Here is a 14,606-nt window from a genome sequence, read left to right as displayed (position 1 = left end):
ATACACAAAAGGTGCATCCACTTTATCATGTATTGCTCGGGACTGCCGTTTCCTTGCGGCTTCAGGCTTTCACTATCCCTGAATCGCTTTTTATGCAAGTACTTATAAGTCCGTCATCGCTACTTATATTAATAATAATGAACATATTCTAACACGTTCTTTTTTAAATCTCAATAGAGGAACGCGTCTATCTATGATAGAGTCTCGCCTATTTTTTCATTATTTATTCCGTAATTTTCTTTAATATGCTTAATTGCTTCACGCTTACTTAATGGAGCGAGCTCATTGTTTTGAACGTATTCCCAAACTACATCCGGATTTGTTTTTGCATATTCACGAAGGACCCAGCCAATCGCTTTTTGAATGAAAAATTCTTTTGAAGAGTGTAGTTGTCCAATAATCCAGAAAAGAAGTTCTTCATCCATCTTTTGTTTATATTTTAGTTGGAATAAAATAGCGGCACGTTGTAACCATATGTTATCTGATGCAATCCATTTTGGAATATAGGCAGAAATTAATTCTGGATGTTTTAAAAAGATATCGCCTAAAAATGTAGGGACGATGCTATCGACAGAGTCCCACCAAGATTTTGTGACAATCAGTTCTTCTAAGAAGGGGATATGAGTTTCGTTTATATGCTTTTTATATTTTTGCATAATATCAAGTGCGGCCGCTTGGAATTCACGTTCTGGCAAGTCCCAAAGCTCACGTACGATAATTTGGAAGTCTTTTTGATCTGGGAGAGTATGTATTTGAATGATGTCTTTTAATAATTGGCGTCTTTCCGGTGTTTGAATACCTAGAAATGGGAAGTGATTTTTCATATAACGAGCCATAGGTTCTGCTTTTTCAGGATTTTGATGAGCTGTGAAATGCTCTTGTAATGCTTTTACAAATGGATGCATAAGTGTTGCTCCTCTCTTATTCTCTTTCTTCTCTTATTATACAAAGAGTTTGGATAAATTTTAAAACATAACTTGCAATGTAATGAAATATGTTGAAAGTAGAGAGGAGAGGATAAGATGGAGGATCAAGGCGTATTAGCAGGTTTCTTTGCTCTTAGTTTTGCGTTTATTCTTGTTATATTGATTTGGGCAATTATTTCATATTTGTTAACGGCTTTTGCACTTTATTCGATGGCGAAAAATGATGGTGCAACGGACGGGGTGCTTGCGTTTATTCCGTTTTTGAATAGTAAGACATGGGGTGACTTAGCGAAAGATAAATTACCAGATTTTTTGAAAGAAGAGGCAGGGTGGAAAGTATTCGGCATATATGTTGCATGTTTTATTTTTAATTTCGTACCAATTATAAGTTTACTAGCAACAGCTGTATCGATTGTATTGTCCATTTATCTTATCTACGCTATTTTAGACAGATACGGAACGAACTCTATATTATTTACGATTATTCATGTAATCACATTTTCGGTGTTCTTACCGATTCATTTATTTATTATTCGGAATGAACCGGTGAGATATAAAGAGTAGATTTTTCGTTTTGTTGATAAGTCGATATATTTTAGATATAAGTAAAAAAGCGCCCTGATTATCAGAGCGCTTTTTTTACTACATAAGGTAGCGTAAATAAATATAAATGTGAGAAATGATTAATGAAACGATCATAATTGGGAAACCGACTTTTAGGAAGTCCATGTAACTAAATTTATGTCCTTCGCGGCTCGCTATACCTGCAACGATTACGTTAGCAGAAGCTCCGATTAATGTTCCGTTTCCGCCCAGACAAGCACCTAGTGCTAATGCCCACCATAATACATCGATTTGTGCGTCAGATGGTGATAAGCCTAGCCCAACTGCCATATCGTTAATAAGTGGAATCATTGTTGCAACGAATGGGATGTTATCAATTGTTGCAGAGGCGATACCAGATACCCATAAAATAAGGATGGATGCGTAAGAAATATCTCCGCCTGTTATACCAATTACTTTTTGAGCTAACATTTTGATAAGACCGATATCGATAAGTCCTCCAACAAGTACGAATAGCCCTGCGAAGAAGAAGATTGTTACCCATTCTACGCTTGCAAATACTTCTTCAATTTCATGCTCTTTCACACCAATTAACATAAGTACAGTAGCACCAGTTAAGGCGATAATAGCGGCATCGATATGGAAAATAGAATGAGTCATGAAACCTACAATTGTAAGTCCAAGTACCGTTAAAGATTTTTTCATTAATACTGGATCTTTAATGTATTGTTTTTCATCTAAGCTCATTAATTTTTTAACTTGTACAGGATCGGCAATTAATTGTTTGCGATACATGAAGTAAAGTATTATCGCTGTAACTGCAATAATAATAATTACGATTGGTGCTAGATTCAATAGGAAAGCATTGAAGTCTAAATGCTTATTTGCAGAACCAATCATAATATTAGGTGGATCACCAATTAATGTTGCTGTTCCTCCTATATTTGAAAAAATAATTTCAGAAAGTAAATAAGGAACAGGATTTACTTGCAGTATGCGCGTAATAGATAAAGTAACTGGAACAACAAGAAGTACAGTTGTAACGTTATCTAAAAATGCGGAGCCAAGCGCGGTAAGTAGGGAAAGGGAAATTAAAATTTTAATTGGATTTCCTTGTGCCCCTTTTGCTGCTTTAATGGCAACGTATTGGAAAACACCTGATTTACTCGTAATGTTCACCAAAATCATCATACCGATGAGTAGCGTAATCGTTCCCCATTCAATATGTTTCGTAAAGGCGTTATGTAAATCGACGACCCCCACAATTACCATGAATGCTGCACCGAGAAGTGCGATGACAGCGCGATTAATTTTTTCAGAAATAATAATGGCATATGTAATTAAAAAGACTGCGATAGCAAAATAATACTGCCAGTTAGCGAGTTCTTGCGTTGTTTCGTGCAAAGATCTCATCTCCTTTCATTCATTTTTCTTAGTGTGTCAAATATTAACTAGATGAAACACACATAACGTCATTATAAAGTAGAAAAACTGCGGATGTAAATGAAAGGAGAGATTTTGTCATATTTTCTGCATAGGTCATTTTTTCTTATTTTTTAAAATATTTGTGGGCATTTGACATATATATAAGATACATCCAATCTGAATATTTAAAATGGAATTAGCATTCGAGCTTGTTCGTGTAGGAGTGTCAAATAGAAAGGAATGACAAAAATGATAAGGAAGGGATCGTATGGATGAACAACGATTTTTATTTTTAGACTTTGAGTTTACGATGCCCCAGCATAGAAAGAAACCGAAAGGATTTTTTCCAGAGATTATTGAGGTAGGACTCGTTTCAGTTGCTGGCTGTAAGGTAGAAGATACGTATTCATCACATGTCAGGCCGAAAACATTTCCCTCTTTAACGGATCGATGTAAGAAGTTTTTGGGAATAAAACAAGAAGTCGTAGATAAAGGGATTTCATTTCCTGAACTCGTTAAGAAGCTTGCAGAATACGAAACGAAATGTAAACCGACAATTGTAACGTGGGGAAATATGGATATGAAAGTGCTGAAGCATAATTGTGAGATGGCAGGGATAGCTTTTCCATTCTTCGGACAGTGTCGTGATTTATCGCTTGAGTATAAGAAGTTTTTTGGAGAAAGAAATCAAACAGGATTATGGAAAGCAATTGAGGCGTATGGAAAAGTAGGGACAGGGAAGCATCATTGTGCGCTTGATGATGCGATGACGACGTACAATATTTTTAAACTAGTAGAAAAAGATAAAGAGTATTTAGTAAAGCCAGCACCTCCAACATTAGGAGAACTCGTTGATTTTTCAAAAGTGTTAAAGAAAGTGAGCACACAGTAACGACCAAATTGCACATTATGTAATTTGGTCGTTTTGTTTTTTAGAGTTTGTAGTCTTTCTTTAACTGTTGTAATGTTTCTAGACTACGCTCTGCAAAAGGTGAATCATCTTCAAAAAATGAATTCATTTGAGTTTCTAATGCTAATTTTAGTGACTCGGTATAATCCGGAATTTCTCCTTCATATTTTTTCACCATTTGCTCTGGAATGTTCGTCTGTTCACGGAAAGCTAAAGCGCGTCTTTCATGGAAAAATGGTACGTCAGCCTGTTTTACGTTATGTAAGTCACCTTGCACCGGATGTTTTAAAACAGCTAATACTTTTACGACGTAACTGCCAGGGCGGCTATTTGTAACTTCGCCAATGTATTTTCCTGTTTTATAAATACCAGTAACGATTTCGCCAATTTCAAATGTTTCTCTCATATTTTTCACCTCAAGTTTATAGTAAGGAAAGTAGGAGAAGGAGTCAAAGAAATCATTTGCTTTCAGAACGCCCCTTGAGAATATGGATAGGTTCCACTATAATTTAAAATGATATAACAGAAAATTCTGGTGTTTTATAAATCCTATAATAAGGAGTGTTCTATATGATGCCTTTATATTTTCCGGAAGATAAAACAGAATATATTATTCCAGGGATTGTTTGCGTTCTATTTATTATCGGTGCTATTGCCACGTGGCGCATGTTTATTCGTGTATCAAAAAGAGAAGCAGAGCGATTGCAGAAAGTTGAAGAAAAACTATTAGCTGAAAAGAAACAGTAATGCATTTTTGTATGTTTCCCTCTATGCTCGGACAATCTAAGGGCAGAATATATTTTGGAGGGAATAGAATGAAGAAACGGCTTTTTTTCAGTTGTTGTTTATTATTTCTGATGGCAGGTTGTGACCAAGGAAAGCCGAAAGAAATTGAAGTGAAATTACATAATGCTTCAGGAGATGAAGTAGGGACTGCGAAAGTAGTTCAGCAAACAAGTGGAGTGAAAATTACGATTAAAGGGGAAGGTTTCACGCCAGGCCCGCATGGACTACATGTACACGAAATTGGAGAGTGTAAAGCACCTCGTTTTGAATCAGCTGGAAATCATTTTAATCCAGATGATAAAAAACATGGTCTTCTTAATCCGAAGGGTGCAGAAAACGGTGATTTACCGAACGTAGTTGCAGATGGTTCTGGAAAGATTAAGGCGGAAATTAATGCCCCACACATCACACTTGAAGAAGGAAAAACGACGATTCATAGAAAAGATGGAGCGTCTATTATTATTACAGAAAACCCTGATGATGGTATGACTCAACCGACAGGTAAATCAGGGGATCGAATTGCTTGTGGCGTAATTGTAAAAAAAGCATCGGATATGAAGAAAAAGTAAAAGCTACCGTGAATGGTAGCTTTCTTTGTGAAATGTAATTGAAAATATATTAGCGATTATTGGAATATATCGACCGTAACTTGAAATATATCGACTTACTGACAAAATATGACAAAGGAGTCTGTCCAAGAATGATTAGGGGGACAGACTCCTTTCTTATTATGAAACCGTATGACGCAGTCTGTTTAAAATTTCTTCTAAAACAGATCGTGGACAGCCGATATTAATTCGAATATGTTCTTCGCCATCTAACCCGTATTTCTCACCAGGTTCAACAATGATTTTTCCTTTTTCCTCAAGTAATGCAGTACGCTCGTTTTGAGAAAGCTTTAGACGAGAACAATCAATCCATAATAAAAAGCTACCTTCTGGCTTCGTTACGGAAAGAGCAGGTATGTGAGTTTTAATATATTCACAAGCAAATTGAGCATTATCTTCTATATATAATCGAATTTCGTTTAGCCAATCATTACATTCTGTATAGGCACTTTGCATCGCTGTATAAGCGAAGATATTTAATCCGTGGAAGCCTTGTCTATATTGGATAGATGTAAAGGCTTGACGGAGTTTTTCATTTGGAATGATAATAATCGATGCTTGTAATCCAGCGATATTAAATGTTTTACTTGGAGCCATACAAGTGATAGTGCGCTCTGCTAATTCTTCAGATAAGGAAGCGAACGGTGTATGTGTATGATCTGCATAAATAATATCGGAATGAATTTCATCCGCCACAACGATTACGTTATATTTAGTACATAACGATCCGAGCTGCAAAAGTTCCTCTTTCGTCCAAACGCGCCCGATTGGGTTATGAGGGCTACAAAGAAGCATGAGTTTGATGCCTTGCTGAAACTGCTTTTCTAAATGCTTGAAGTCTATCACATATGTATCATTTTGTTTCTGTAATGGACTCACGCATAACTGCCTGTTGTTTGTTGTGACCATTTCGAAAAATGGAGGATAAATAGGTGGTTGTACGAGAACAGATTCGTTTTCTTTGGTGAAAGCCTGTATGCTCGTACTAAGAGCTGGAACGATTCCGGCGCTAAAGACAATCCATTCTTTTTGAATATCCCAGTTGTATTGTTGTTTTGTCCAGTTACAAATAATATCTCCAATATTTTCGGGAGGAAGTGTATAGCCAAAAATCGGATGTTCGATTCGTTGTTTTAAGGCAGTTTGAATTGGTTTTGGTACTTCAAAATCCATATCAGCAATCCAAGCATGGATAAGTTCTTCGTTTTTATATGTATCCCATTTTATACTATGCGTTCCACGTCGATTGATTGCTTTATGAAATAGTTGCATAAGTTTGCTCCCTTCTTCTGTAAAACCAATAAGTTATGAAAGTTCTCTCTCTTCTTATAGAATAGCTGATGTGATAGGATAAAGAAAACTATTAAAAAGTGAAAAGGCGGGAAGCGAATGGGTACATATGAAAAGATGATAGAGGTTGTGAAGAATTGGGATCCGTTTCAAATGGGACCGGAGTTTTATGAAACAGAAGCGAGCGATGTTGTGAACGTCATAAGTGTGTTTGACGATCCAAAATACATCGCAAAGAAGATTCAACATATATACTTTATGTCTTTTGAGGAAGTACCTGCGCTTGAAAAATGTGAGAAATTAGCTATGGAATTACTTATAATAAAAGAAGGTGGAAGCTGTTCATTATAGGCTGTCAGAATTTCCGACAGCCTTTTTTATATTATCCCGCTATTTGCTGGGTAGTAAGACCCTCACCTCAAAATTCAGCGGAAGCAAAGAAGTTAGGTGGGGGCTGATTAAAGTTTCATTTTATTGCGCGGAAAAAGCGATAATTTCTTCATAAACATGTTCAGGCTTTTCTTCAGGTAGTAAATGTCCTGTATTTTCATAAGAAATAAATTTTGAATTCGGTAAATCTTTGTGTAGACGATGACCTACATGTACAGGGACGACGCGGTCTTTTTCACCCCAAATGAGTAGGATAGGTGTTTCGATTTTTTGTAATTCAGTTGAAGATAAGTCACCTTCACGGTCTCGTATCATGCGAGTTAAAGCGGGAAATATACGGTTGTCATAAAAAGGAGCGGAGTAACCTTTTTTCATTTCATCGTCAATTAATGAGTGATCATGAACGACATTCATTAAGTTATGAACAATGCCGCGTCTAATAATCCAGTTCTTTACGTATAAATGAAAGAACGGTAAATAAGAAGAGTATAGTAAAGGTAAGGTTGCGCGCGCTAAATAGCTCGAGCTACATAGTAAAATCGTCTTTGAAATGAGTTCAGGACGTATACGGTTTACATAGAGAGAAATTTGCCCACCCATAGAATGCCCAACTAATACAATGTTTGAGAGAGATAAATGTTCAATTAAATCAATAATAATCGTTGCTAAATTGTGATAAGAATACTTAAACAGATGAGACTTATCACTTTTTCCGAACGGTGGTAAATCAAGAGCAATGACTGTTCCTTCCTTCGCTAGTAAAGGAATGAGACGGCGGTAACTGAATGAGGAAGATAAAAAGCCGTGAACGAGTACGAAAGTAGGGCGTTCTGTTTTATTATCATGTTCATACAATTCGTAATGAACAGTAGTGCCGCGAGTGGAAAAAGTGAAATAAGGACAAGTATATTTATGATTCATTTTTTGTCACTCCATTGATTTTTGTTCATATCATCTCCAAGGAAGAAGAAAATATGTTAACAAAAAAAGGCAAGATGACGATGTCATCTTGCCTTTCGTTTATTCAGTATTACCCGCGCACAATATTAGGCGGTGTTTTTCCTTGTAATCCTGCAACTAAATTTTCAGCGGCGGTCATGGCCATTTGCTGACGAGTTTTTAATGTTGCAGATCCGATATGTGGTAAAGTCACAACATTTTGTAATGATAAGAGTGGATTATCTTTTTGAATTGGCTCTTGTGTAAAAGTATCGATGCCTGCTGCAAAGATTTTCTTTTCTGTTAAAGCATGGATTAACGCTTCTTCATCTACTGTTTTCCCCCGAGAAGCATTAATGAAGATTGCTGTTTCTTTCATTAATGAAAATTCCTTTTCTCCGATAAGGTGATATGTTTCATCTGTTAATGGAGTAAGAAGAACAATAAAGTCAGACTGCTTCAGTAGCGTCTGTAAATCACAATATGTAGCATCGAATTTTTGTTCAGCTTCTTCTTTACGACGGCGGTTATAGTAAAGAACATTCATATCAAATCCGAATTTTGCTCGTTTTGCAACGGCTTCTCCAATTCGGCCCATACCGATAATACCAATTGTGCTATGGTGTACATCTAGTCCGAAGTGTTCTTTTCCGATTTCAGCGTTCCATTCACCATTTTTTACGTAAGAATCGAGTTCGCAAACGCGGCGCCCAGCTGATAGCATAAGGGCGAAAACGAGATCAGCTACTGTATCATCTAATACGTATGGTGTATTCGTTCCGATAACATTTCGGTTTTTCATCGCTTGTAAATCAAAATTATCGTAACCAACAGAAATATTGCTCACTACTTTTAAGTTAGGAGCCACTGTCAGTAATTCTTCATTAATAGCAGATCCGAAATTTAATAACCCATCTTTATCTTGTATTTTCTCTAATAGAACATCACGAGGCACTTTCTCATTTTGATCCCATTTTTCGTAATCACAGTGTTCTGATAAATAGTTTTCTACAAATGTCGGAACTGGTTCAGCAATATAAATTTTTGGTTTCACGGTTCCATCCCCTTTCGCTTTATCACGCATTTTTCCGCTGATTAAAGTTTCACTTTATTTTGACATAATTCAATAGAAAAATCTTCTTTTCAAACTGGAAAGGGTATTTGTATAATTTAGACACAAACGAAAAGGAAGGATGATTTATATGGTGACAGAAAAAGAATTAGAATTATTAGCTTGTCTTGAAAAGAGTAGTCGATTATCTGTAGATACATTAGCGAAGCTGTTAAATATAGAAGTAGAAGAAGTAAAGAAGATGGTTGCGAGATTAGAAAATGAAAAGATTATTGTGGATTATGTAACACATATCGATTGGACGAAAGTGAAAGAACATACAGGTTTAACGGCAATGATCGATGTGAAAGTTACGCCAAAGCACGGCGTTGGGTTTGATGCGGTTGCTGAGCAAATTTATCGTTATTCAGAAGTGAAATCCGTTTATTTAATGTCAGGGACATATGATCTTTCTATTACATTAGAAGGGAAAACGATGGGGGAAGTAGCGATGTTTGTTTCTGAGAAATTAGCAACAATTGAATCTGTCGTTTCTACAACTACTCATTTCATTTTGAAGAAGTATAAACATGAGGGCGTTATTTATGAAAAAGACGATGATGATAAGCGAATTGTGGTGACACCATGAAGCAATTTGAACTATCTAGATCAGCAGAATCTTTAAAACCATCTGGTATTCGAAAATTTTTTGATTTAGCAGCAAATATGAAAGGTGTTATTTCCCTCGGGGTAGGAGAGCCGGATTTTGTTACCCCTTGGAATGTAAGGCAAGCATGTATTCGTTCTTTGGAACAAGGGTATACGTCATATACAGCAAATGCAGGATTATTGGAGCTCCGTCAAGAAATAGCAAAGTATCTAAAAAAACAATTTGCAGTATCTTATGATCCAAGTGATGAAATCATTGTTACAGTTGGAGCGAGCCAGGCGTTAGATGTAGCGATGCGTGCCATTATAAATCCTGATGATGAAGTGCTCATTGTTGAACCAAGCTTCGTTTCTTATGCACCACTTGTGACATTAGCTGGAGGAGTTCCGGTTCCTGTGGCGACTAAGCTAGAAAACGAGTTTAAAGTACAACCAGAACAAATTGAAGCAGCTATTACAGCGAAAACAAAGGCGATTTTACTTTGTTCACCAAATAACCCGACAGGTGCAATGCTAAATAAATTCGAGCTTGAAGAAATAGCAGTGATTGTTGAGAAGTACAATCTAATTGTATTATCTGATGAAATTTATGCAGAGCTTGTATACGACGAAGCATATACAAGTTTCGCGAGTATTAAAAATATGCGCGAGCATACGATTTTAATTTCAGGATTTTCAAAAGGATTTGCGATGACAGGATGGCGTCTCGGTATGATTGCAGCTCCTGTTCAGTTTTCAGAATTGATGCTCAAAATTCACCAATATTCCATGATGTGTGCACCGACGATGTCTCAGTTCGCAGCACTTGAAGCGTTACGTGCGGGGAATGATGAAGTAATTCGGATGAGAGATAGTTATAAGAAGCGTCGTAATTTTATGACGACATCTTTCAATGAAATGGGCTTAACGTGTCATGTGCCGGGCGGAGCATTTTATGTTTTCCCTTCTATATCTTCAACAGGATTATCTTCAGCGGAATTTGCAGAACAGTTATTGCTGGAAGAAAAAGTAGCTGTTGTCCCTGGTAGCGTATTTGGCGAAAGTGGTGAAGGGTTTATTCGTTGTTCTTATGCGACGTCGCTTGAACAACTTATGGAAGCAATGAAGAGAATGGAACGGTTTGTTGAAAATAAAAAAAGGACAAAACGTAATACGTTTTGTCCATAAAAGGGGGGGAATACTAGAAAGCCATGTGTTAGTAGTCTATCCCAATATTGGAGAATTATACTTCTTTAAGGGAAATTTTTCATGAATTTTGAATGAGTTCTGTCATAGTGGTATAATTTACTAATATAAGGTATGCGCATTCTAGATATTGTTATCTAGAATGTGTACTAACCAATCGGATATTTAAAATAAATATATCTGCTTTGCTCTCTATAATTGTAGAGAGAATGGTAAACGTATGGGAGTGTTTCATATGTCAGAACAATATACAACAGGAGTGGTTGTAACAGGGAAAGTGACTGGAATTCAAGATTACGGTGCGTTTGTAGCGTTAGATGCAGAAACACAAGGACTTGTGCATATATCTGAAATTACAAATGGATATGTAAAGGATATTCATGACTTTTTAAAGGTCGGCGATACAGTAGAAGTAAAGGTACTTTCAATTGATGAAGAGCACAGAAAAATGAGTTTATCGTTAAAAGCGGCGAAAAGAAAACAAGGAAGGATTCTTATACCGAACCCATCTGAAAACGGATTTAATACGCTGCGAGAAAAGTTGGCAGAATGGATTGAAGAGTCCGAGTTAACAAAGTAAAAGAGGAACGCATATGAGCGTTCCTCTTTTACTTTATCTTATGATATATATTTGCAAATATGATTGCATGCAATCATATTCGTATGTCGGAGGTGAAAGGACATACTGATTATCGAATTTCGTTTGTTTCTGGGTGCGTACCAAGATTTTCAGATGGTTTAAACAGTAAACCAAGGTTGATAAGCCCAGATATACCAACGATGCCGTAAATAATACGTGCAAGAGCTGAATTTTGTCCACCGAAAATGGCTGCTACTAAGTCAAACTGGAAAAAACCGATTAGTCCCCAGTTCACAGCGCCAATTACAGTAAAGACTAATGCGATACGTTGTAAAGTACTCATGAAAAAGCCCCCCTTAATTGTGAAGCATGAGCAAGCGATGAGTTAATTAACTCTTTTATAGAATGGGGTAGTTATGTTGTTTTTATACATAAAAAATGTTTGAAAGAAGATGTATATACATCTATACCGAAAAATGCGAATTTTTATGCAAAAAATGAACTTTTTCTAAAAAATATATATTGGTTACGTTTACAATGTTTGAATCGCTTGATTTACAACTTCAGTTTCGCTAAAGTGAATACAGAAATACATATCCATAATTGGAGGGAAAAAGATGAGTACACATGTAACGTTCGACTATTCTAAAGCGTTATCCTTCATCGGTGAACATGAAATCACTTATTTACGTGATGCAGTGAAAGTAACACATCACGCAATCCACGAAAAAACTGGAGCTGGGAACGATTTCCTTGGGTGGGTAGACCTTCCGCTTCAATATGACAAAGAAGAATTCGCTCGCATTCAAAAATGCGCAGAAAAAATTAAAAATGACTCTGACATTTTACTTGTTGTAGGTATTGGTGGTTCTTACCTAGGAGCACGCGCAGCAATCGAAATGTTAAACCATTCTTTCTACAATACGCTTTCTAAAGAACAACGTAAAACTCCACAAGTGCTATTTGTTGGACAAAACATTAGCTCCACTTACATGAAAGATTTAATGGACGTATTAGAAGGTAAAGACTTCTCTATTAACGTTATTTCCAAATCAGGTACAACAACAGAGCCAGCACTAGCATTCCGTATCTTCCGTAAGTTATTAGAAGAAAAGTATGGAAAAGAAGAAGCTCGCAAACGTATTTATGCAACTACAGATAAAGCGCGTGGTGCATTAAAAACATTAGCTGATAACGAAGGTTACGAAACATTTGTTATTCCAGATGATGTTGGAGGTCGTTTCTCTGTATTAACGCCAGTTGGTTTATTACCAATCGCAGTAAGTGGCTTAAATATTGAAGAGATGATGAAAGGTGCAGCTGCTGGTCATGATGACTTCGGAACATCAGAACTAGAAGAAAATCCAGCTTACCAATACGCAGTAGTTCGTAACGCTTTATACAATAAAGGAAAAACAATTGAAATGCTTGTTAACTATGAGCCAGCACTTCAATACTTCGCTGAGTGGTGGAAACAGTTATTTGGTGAAAGTGAAGGAAAAGATCAAAAAGGTATTTTCCCATCTTCAGCAAACTTCTCAACTGATTTACACTCATTAGGTCAATACGTTCAAGAAGGGCGTCGTGACTTATTTGAAACAGTTCTTAAAGTAGGTAAATCTACACATGAACTAACAATCGAATCAGAAGAAAACGATTTAGACGGATTAAACTACCTTGCTGGTGAAACTGTAGACTTCGTAAACACAAAAGCATACGAAGGTACATTACTTGCACATAGCGACGGGGGAGTACCAAACTTAATCGTAAATATTCCTGAATTAAATGAGTACACATTCGGTTACCTTGTATACTTCTTCGAAAAAGCATGTGCGATGAGCGGCTACTTATTAGGCGTGAATCCATTTGACCAACCTGGAGTAGAAGCATACAAGAAAAACATGTTTGCTTTACTTGGTAAACCAGGATTTGAAGAATTAAAAGCAGAATTAGAAGAGCGTTTAAAATAATAAAAAGCGACCGGATTCCGGTCGCTTTTTATTATTTTATCGAAAAGTTCATCAGTATATTCAAACTAAAGTGGGTATGCTAAAGGAAAAGTCTAGGAGGGATGGGCTTGATTCCGATTCAATCAAATTTAGAAGGACGTACATATGCGTTATATAAGTTAGAAGAGATTATGAAACCACTTGGATATAGCATTGGTGGTAATTGGGATTATGATAAAGGATGCTTCGATTACAAAATTGATGAAGAAGATGGGTATCAATTTTTACGAGTTCCATTTACAGCCATTGATGGAGAACTAGATGTACCAGGCGTAATAGTTCGTCTTGGAACGCCGTATATTCTTTCGCACGTATATCAAGACGAACTAGATGATAATGTGAATACTTTAACAGCTGGAACAAGTGGAATGGATCAATTTGCTGAGCCGAAAGATCCAGATGGAGATGTGAAAAGAAAATATATCAATATTGGGAAAGTGCTCATGCAAGAATTAGAGCGTCATTTTACTAATGGTGAATAACAATGAGTATGTCGCTTTCAATGAGAACAAAGGAATGAACTGGATTAATCATATATTGTTCGTCGCGCTTTATACCTAGTAAGAGAATGTTTTGCTTTAAAAGAGTATAGCTACAATTGGCAAAAGTTTGTCCGGTGCAGGACGATGGAAGCTCCATCAGTTGTAATTTATTATCAGAGATTTCGTCGTAAAGTGAAAATAGTACACCTGAAATGGAAGGGAATAAAAGAGAAGCGGTAAATACATAGCTCGTTAATTTATTTCCTTCTATAATTTCTGACACGCCAGCTCTCGTTGCATTTTGTATTTGTTCAGAAGTAAGAAGTTCAGCGATGCAGTGAATGTTTGGGTTGAGCCCTTTTGCAGTTAAAATATTTAAAATGGACTGTGTATCCGCTAAGCTTTCGTTTTTTTCTTTATCAGCTGTTATTAATATGGTGTGTGCCGTTGCAATATTGGCCTTTAATAAAGTTTGATCGTGATGCGGACAACCTTTTATAAATTCTAAATGATGAAATGGTTTTGGGAGTAAAGAAAGTGTTTCATCAATTAAAACGATATCAAGGTTTGGTTGTAATACGTGCATTTGCTTTACAACATGTTTTGCGCGCTCATTCCAGCCAACGATAATCATATGACCGTTAGAAGTAGCGGCTTCTTCACCTTTAATTTTCATATATTGTTTATTAATCATTTCAGTAGCAAACAGCACCATATAATAAGAACAAAAGCCAGTTCCTAATAAAATAATACTTATACCTATTAGTTTTCCTATCGTTGTATGGGGAGCAA

General features: G+C 36.4%; 18 protein-coding genes (1 of these 18 only partly in view). 10 read left to right on the top strand and 8 right to left on the bottom strand.

Annotated elements, in window-relative coordinates; all coding sequences use genetic code 11:
• Nucleotides 1–191: 191 nt before the first annotated feature.
• Nucleotides 192–905 carry a DNA alkylation repair protein gene (locus tag NST90_RS23340; RefSeq protein WP_025710386.1) on the bottom strand — a complete coding sequence of 238 codons (714 nt, stop codon included), beginning with the start codon at nt 903–905 and terminating at the stop codon, nt 192–194.
• Between the two features lie 117 nt (nt 906–1,022).
• Between NST90_RS23340 and NST90_RS23335 the strand changes: the two genes are divergently transcribed.
• Nucleotides 1,023–1,490, top strand: coding sequence for a hypothetical protein (locus NST90_RS23335; protein WP_000390061.1), 468 nt, complete (start codon nt 1,023–1,025; stop codon nt 1,488–1,490).
• A 78-nt stretch (nt 1,491–1,568) separates the two neighbouring features.
• Here the strand turns inward: NST90_RS23335 and NST90_RS23330 are convergent, their stop codons facing one another.
• Nucleotides 1,569–2,894: an ArsB/NhaD family transporter gene (locus tag NST90_RS23330; protein ID WP_000545207.1), complete on the bottom strand. Its 1,326-nt coding sequence runs from the start codon at nt 2,892–2,894 to the stop codon at nt 1,569–1,571.
• Nucleotides 2,895–3,183: 289 nt separating this feature from the next.
• On the opposite strand from NST90_RS23330, the gene kapD reads away from it, so the two are divergent.
• Nucleotides 3,184–3,807 (top strand): 3'-5' exonuclease KapD, encoded by a 624-nt coding sequence (kapD, locus tag NST90_RS23325; protein WP_000344356.1) that lies wholly within the window; start codon nt 3,184–3,186, stop codon nt 3,805–3,807.
• A 40-nt stretch (nt 3,808–3,847) separates the two neighbouring features.
• Here the strand turns inward: kapD and NST90_RS23320 are convergent, their stop codons facing one another.
• Nucleotides 3,848–4,231, bottom strand: a complete 384-nt coding sequence (locus NST90_RS23320; protein ID WP_001209342.1) for a kinase-associated lipoprotein B — start codon at nt 4,229–4,231, stop codon at nt 3,848–3,850.
• A 164-nt stretch (nt 4,232–4,395) separates the two neighbouring features.
• On the opposite strand from NST90_RS23320, the gene NST90_RS23315 reads away from it, so the two are divergent.
• Both NST90_RS23315 and sodC read left to right on the top strand, forming a co-directional pair.
• Entirely contained in the window at nt 4,396–4,572 is a 177-nt protein-coding gene (locus NST90_RS23315; RefSeq protein ID WP_000982757.1) for a hypothetical protein, read from the top strand.
• 68 nt (nt 4,573–4,640) lie between these two features.
• Nucleotides 4,641–5,180, top strand: a complete 540-nt coding sequence (gene sodC, locus NST90_RS23310) for a superoxide dismutase [Cu-Zn] (RefSeq protein WP_006922350.1) — start codon at nt 4,641–4,643, stop codon at nt 5,178–5,180.
• 159 nt (nt 5,181–5,339) lie between these two features.
• Here sodC and NST90_RS23305 read toward each other — a convergent pair whose 3' ends face one another.
• Nucleotides 5,340–6,491: a MalY/PatB family protein gene (locus NST90_RS23305; protein WP_283748268.1), complete on the bottom strand. Its 1,152-nt coding sequence runs from the start codon at nt 6,489–6,491 to the stop codon at nt 5,340–5,342.
• Nucleotides 6,492–6,608: 117 nt separating this feature from the next.
• Between NST90_RS23305 and NST90_RS23300 the strand changes: the two genes are divergently transcribed.
• Nucleotides 6,609–6,860 (top strand): YugE family protein, encoded by a 252-nt coding sequence (locus NST90_RS23300; RefSeq protein WP_000537637.1) that lies wholly within the window; start codon nt 6,609–6,611, stop codon nt 6,858–6,860.
• Between the two features lie 120 nt (nt 6,861–6,980).
• Here NST90_RS23300 and NST90_RS23295 read toward each other — a convergent pair whose 3' ends face one another.
• The gene (locus tag NST90_RS23295; RefSeq protein WP_001015860.1) at nt 6,981–7,820 is read right to left on the bottom strand and encodes an alpha/beta hydrolase; all 840 of its coding nucleotides are present in this window, start codon (nt 7,818–7,820) and stop codon (nt 6,981–6,983) included.
• A 109-nt stretch (nt 7,821–7,929) separates the two neighbouring features.
• The gene (locus NST90_RS23290) at nt 7,930–8,922 is read right to left on the bottom strand and encodes a D-glycerate dehydrogenase (protein WP_002024995.1); all 993 of its coding nucleotides are present in this window, start codon (nt 8,920–8,922) and stop codon (nt 7,930–7,932) included.
• Between the two features lie 118 nt (nt 8,923–9,040).
• On the opposite strand from NST90_RS23290, the gene NST90_RS23285 reads away from it, so the two are divergent.
• From NST90_RS23285 to yugI, 3 genes are all read left to right on the top strand, one after another.
• On the top strand, nt 9,041–9,538 hold the full coding sequence (locus NST90_RS23285) for an Lrp/AsnC family transcriptional regulator (protein ID WP_000255696.1): 498 nt from the start codon (nt 9,041–9,043) through the stop codon (nt 9,536–9,538).
• Nucleotides 9,535–10,725, top strand: coding sequence for an aminotransferase (locus NST90_RS23280; protein WP_000808534.1), 1,191 nt, complete (start codon nt 9,535–9,537; stop codon nt 10,723–10,725). The genes NST90_RS23285 and NST90_RS23280 overlap by 4 nt, the downstream gene beginning before the upstream one ends.
• A gap of 253 nt (nt 10,726–10,978) precedes the next feature.
• Complete coding sequence (gene yugI / locus NST90_RS23275) at nt 10,979–11,323, top strand: S1 domain-containing post-transcriptional regulator GSP13 (protein WP_000003764.1); 345 nt, start codon at nt 10,979–10,981, stop codon at nt 11,321–11,323.
• A 109-nt stretch (nt 11,324–11,432) separates the two neighbouring features.
• Here yugI and NST90_RS23270 read toward each other — a convergent pair whose 3' ends face one another.
• Entirely contained in the window at nt 11,433–11,666 is a 234-nt protein-coding gene (locus NST90_RS23270) for a DUF378 domain-containing protein (protein ID WP_000105788.1), read from the bottom strand.
• 274 nt (nt 11,667–11,940) lie between these two features.
• On the opposite strand from NST90_RS23270, the gene NST90_RS23265 reads away from it, so the two are divergent.
• Both NST90_RS23265 and NST90_RS23260 read left to right on the top strand, forming a co-directional pair.
• A complete protein-coding gene (locus NST90_RS23265) occupies nt 11,941–13,293 on the top strand; it encodes a glucose-6-phosphate isomerase (RefSeq protein WP_000103654.1) in 1,353 nt (450 codons plus the stop codon).
• Between the two features lie 107 nt (nt 13,294–13,400).
• Nucleotides 13,401–13,814 carry a YugN-like family protein gene (locus NST90_RS23260; RefSeq protein ID WP_000612334.1) on the top strand — a complete coding sequence of 138 codons (414 nt, stop codon included), beginning with the start codon at nt 13,401–13,403 and terminating at the stop codon, nt 13,812–13,814.
• On the opposite strand, the gene NST90_RS23255 is transcribed toward NST90_RS23260, so the two are convergent.
• Nucleotides 13,801–14,606, bottom strand: partial view of a potassium channel family protein gene (locus NST90_RS23255; RefSeq protein ID WP_000842320.1) — the 3' portion only. The gene runs 190 nt beyond the window's last position; 806 of the gene's 996 nt are visible here — the last part of the coding sequence; its start codon lies beyond the right edge, outside the window; the stop codon is at nt 13,801–13,803. The two genes, NST90_RS23260 and NST90_RS23255, sit on opposite strands and share 14 nt — an antisense overlap.

This window comes from Bacillus sp. FSL E2-8900 (assembly GCF_037966225.1).
GTDB lineage: Bacteria > Bacillota > Bacilli > Bacillales > Bacillaceae_G > Bacillus_A > Bacillus_A cereus.
Note: the sequence above shows the minus strand (reverse complement) of the source record. Positions and strands in the feature narration are given on the sequence as shown.

Excerpts from the sequence above, each read along its gene's own strand:
- NST90_RS23340 (WP_025710386.1), bottom strand. The coding sequence starts at position 905 with ATGCATCCATTTGTAAAAGCATTACAAGAGCATTTCACAGCTCATCAA.
- NST90_RS23335 (WP_000390061.1), top strand. The coding sequence starts at position 1,023 with ATGGAGGATCAAGGCGTATTAGCAGGTTTCTTTGCTCTTAGTTTTGCG.
- kapD (WP_000344356.1), top strand. The coding sequence starts at position 3,184 with ATGGATGAACAACGATTTTTATTTTTAGACTTTGAGTTTACGATGCCC.
- NST90_RS23320 (WP_001209342.1), bottom strand. The coding sequence starts at position 4,231 with ATGAGAGAAACATTTGAAATTGGCGAAATCGTTACTGGTATTTATAAA.
- NST90_RS23315 (WP_000982757.1), top strand. The coding sequence starts at position 4,396 with ATGATGCCTTTATATTTTCCGGAAGATAAAACAGAATATATTATTCCA.
- sodC (WP_006922350.1), top strand. The coding sequence starts at position 4,641 with ATGAAGAAACGGCTTTTTTTCAGTTGTTGTTTATTATTTCTGATGGCA.
- NST90_RS23305 (WP_283748268.1), bottom strand. The coding sequence starts at position 6,491 with ATGCAACTATTTCATAAAGCAATCAATCGACGTGGAACGCATAGTATA.
- NST90_RS23300 (WP_000537637.1), top strand. The coding sequence starts at position 6,609 with ATGGGTACATATGAAAAGATGATAGAGGTTGTGAAGAATTGGGATCCG.
- NST90_RS23295 (WP_001015860.1), bottom strand. The coding sequence starts at position 7,820 with ATGAATCATAAATATACTTGTCCTTATTTCACTTTTTCCACTCGCGGC.
- NST90_RS23290 (WP_002024995.1), bottom strand. The coding sequence starts at position 8,922 with ATGCGTGATAAAGCGAAAGGGGATGGAACCGTGAAACCAAAAATTTAT.
- NST90_RS23285 (WP_000255696.1), top strand. The coding sequence starts at position 9,041 with ATGGTGACAGAAAAAGAATTAGAATTATTAGCTTGTCTTGAAAAGAGT.
- NST90_RS23280 (WP_000808534.1), top strand. The coding sequence starts at position 9,535 with ATGAAGCAATTTGAACTATCTAGATCAGCAGAATCTTTAAAACCATCT.
- yugI (WP_000003764.1), top strand. The coding sequence starts at position 10,979 with ATGTCAGAACAATATACAACAGGAGTGGTTGTAACAGGGAAAGTGACT.
- NST90_RS23270 (WP_000105788.1), bottom strand. The coding sequence starts at position 11,666 with ATGAGTACTTTACAACGTATCGCATTAGTCTTTACTGTAATTGGCGCT.
- NST90_RS23265 (WP_000103654.1), top strand. The coding sequence starts at position 11,941 with ATGAGTACACATGTAACGTTCGACTATTCTAAAGCGTTATCCTTCATC.